We start from the raw sequence: 2,901 nt of genomic DNA, 5'->3' as shown, positions 1-2,901 counted from the left end.
AATATTTTAATAAAAAATATAATAACAAAAAATAAAAAAAATAAATCACAAGAATTATTAAATTCTTTGATAGAAAAAGAAATATATACAGACACAAATGACTATATTTTAAATTTTGACTTTGATAAATATAATCGTTTTAAACAAAAAACAGAAGAATGTAAGCGAATATATTTTGCAAATGATTTAGAAAAAGAATCTATTGAAAAAATAATTATCGAAGTTGAAAAATTAGAAAATAGATTAAATGTTGATTTATTCACAAAAATATTTTTGAAAAAACAACGAGATTTGCTTAAATTGTATAAAAAAGTTGACAAATTATTACAAAAAAATAAAAAAAAATTAAATCCTTTTGATATGGAATATATACAATTTAAATTAGACAAAATCCAAATAGAAGAATATATTCTTCAAATAGAACAATTTGTTAAAACTATCGAATATTATTTTAAAATTTTTGATAAATTTATTGAATTATTTAAACAAATTTATCCTAAAAATACATCAAACATTTCAAAAATAATTATGAATAATAAAATGGAAGAAAAATTTCAAAATTGTGTTATTGATTTGTCAAAATTCGATGATTTTGAAAAACATCAAATTGATATAAATAATTATATAAAAACTCAAAATGGTCTCTTATTTAACCAAATAATTGAAGAACCATGGAATGATAATTTCATGAAAGAAATAATGACTTCAAAAAAATAATTTAGAAATTTAAATAAAAAAATATAAATAAGATTAGGATTATAAAAAATGCAAATATTAAAACAAAAAACTTTTATTTTAATACTTTTTCAAATTATTAGTTTTATATTGATTGGTATTCTTTTTTATCAATTAATTTTTTGCAATAAAGAACAGATTCAAAAACAAGATAATTCTTCTTCGGAAGTTTTGGAACAAAAAATTGAGCAAATAAACAAATCTTTAGAAAAAGATACGGAGCTTCATAGTGATAATGATGGTTTGAAACAAATAAAAGAAGATTTCAACAAAATAAAAAAAGATGTAAAAAATAACAAAGAAGAAAAAAAAATTCAAAAAAATCTCCAAAATGCTTTGATTCATTTTGAAAAACAAAGAGAGAAAATTGATACTAACAATAAAGAAGAGATAAATATTTGTGATCAAATTATAACAATTATAAAATGGTATAATAAATGTTTTGAAAAATTTATTGAATTGAAAACACTTCATTCAAGCATTAATTCGAGTATTAGTCATGGACAAAGAATTTATGATTATAATCCAGAACGAGAATTAACAGAATACGATTTTGATAATGGAAGAACATTTTTAAGTAGCTATGCTAATATTTTAAATTTTATTATAGAAGATTTTAATAAATTTGATAAATGTGATGTAGAAGAAGAACAAATATCTAGGTTCAAAAAAACAATATGGGATTATAATAAATGGATAGTGAAGACAATTCAATTACTAAGAAATGAAAGACTACCTAAAATATTTATGCAAATCCCAAGAATAATAATTAAGTGACTAAGTAAATAAGTAACAATAAATATATTTATTGTTACTTATAAAAAAACTAGTTTATTTAGAAAGAGGCAAAATATTAAAAAAATGACATTTTTTAAAAAAAAGAAAATTATATTTAATTTAATTTTTTTATTTTTATTAGGAATTATTTTGTTCATTATTAAGAATAAGGATACTATTAAGGCTGTTAATGATAAAAATTCGAATGCTATTAGTAATAATAGTTCTATGAGTAGTATATTAGAAATGTTAACCCCACCAGAAAACAATTATGATCACTTTCTTGGTTTCGAGGAGGGTGTATTCGGACAAAAAAAATTAAAACAAAAATTAAATAGTTATATTAATATATTTAAGCCAGACAAATTAAAAGATTTTCAAAATTTGTTACAAAAGAATGACAATAAAAAAAACCCAAAAATACCTTATCCTAAAGGAATTCTTTTATATGGTCCACCAGGAACAGGGAAAACTTTTATATCTCAAGCTTTTGCTAAAGAATCTAAAATGAATTTATATAATATTACTTCTGCTCATAGTCTTAAAGAAATAGAAGAAATTTTTAAAAAAGCTCGAAGAAACAGCCCTTCTATTGTTTTTGCAGATGAAGCTGAAGAGTTAATCAAATCTAGAACATCGCAAAATTTAGAAACAGGAGACGCTAAAAAAACTAATACATTTTTAATGGAATTAGATGGTGTAAATACTGATCCCGAAAATCCTATTTTTTTTATTGCTGCGACTAATCATTTAGATAAAATTGACAGTGCTATTCAAAATCGTTTAGATCCTATTTATTTAGGTTATTTCAATGATGAAGAAAGAGCAGCATATTTTATACAAGAATCAGGTAAATATAAATTCGCTAAAAATGCAGAAGACTATTTAAAAGAAAAAATTATTCCAAGATTTGAAGAAGCAATTAAAAATCCTATAAAATATGCTAAAATGATAGGTAAAAAAGAGCACAACTTAGCTAACGGCAAAGAATTTAAATTCGAAATTCCAGCTATTAGTAAAACCCAAAAAGAAATGAAAGGGTCTTTGATGACTTCTGATGATGTCTTAACTGATCAATCAAATAGAGAAAACATTGAAAAATCATATAAAGAACAATACAAAACAGACCAAATTGAAAAAGATTTAGATATAAGTTATTTAGACAAAGTTAAAAAACATTTTTTTGATATTCAAACAACTAGAAAAATAAAAAATTTTTTGTTTCAGGCGTTTTTATTTGCCGGTAATCATTCACACCAACAAATTTTAATTTCAGATTTAGAAGAAGCTTCTAAAGAATATTTCGGCCCTAATTTAGATTATATGAATGAAAATCTAAATCAATAATATTAAACGAAATAATAATATTTTATCTAGATATAAGGAAAT

Annotated in this window: 3 protein-coding genes; all 3 read left to right on the top strand. The window is 21.7% G+C overall.

All coding sequences use genetic code 11. The annotated features are described in order from the left end of the window. Positions 1-717, top strand: a 717-nt coding sequence (locus RI68_RS02485; RefSeq protein WP_038104685.1) for a hypothetical protein, incomplete at its 5' end; no start/stop codon positions are given. 48 nt (positions 718-765) lie between these two features. Beyond that, complete coding sequence (locus tag RI68_RS02480) at positions 766-1,512, top strand: hypothetical protein (protein WP_017193660.1); 747 nt, start codon at positions 766-768, stop codon at positions 1,510-1,512. A gap of 84 nt (positions 1,513-1,596) precedes the next feature. Continuing rightward, on the top strand, positions 1,597-2,859 hold the full coding sequence (locus tag RI68_RS02475; RefSeq protein WP_017193659.1) for an ATP-binding protein: 1,263 nt from the start codon (positions 1,597-1,599) through the stop codon (positions 2,857-2,859). Positions 2,860-2,901: the final 42 nt, after the last annotated feature.

Origin of the sequence: Vaccinium witches'-broom phytoplasma str. VAC, from assembly GCF_000309405.1 — a bacterium.
GTDB lineage: Bacteria > Bacillota_I > Bacilli_A > Acholeplasmatales > Acholeplasmataceae > Phytoplasma.
Note: the sequence above shows the minus strand (reverse complement) of the source record. Positions and strands in the feature narration are given on the sequence as shown.

What these genes read in the sequence shown, in the direction of transcription:
- RI68_RS02475 (WP_017193659.1), top strand. Translation starts at nt 1,597, where the DNA reads ATGACATTTTTTAAAAAAAAGAAAATTATATTTAATTTAATTTTTTTA.
- RI68_RS02480 (WP_017193660.1), top strand. Translation starts at nt 766, where the DNA reads ATGCAAATATTAAAACAAAAAACTTTTATTTTAATACTTTTTCAAATT.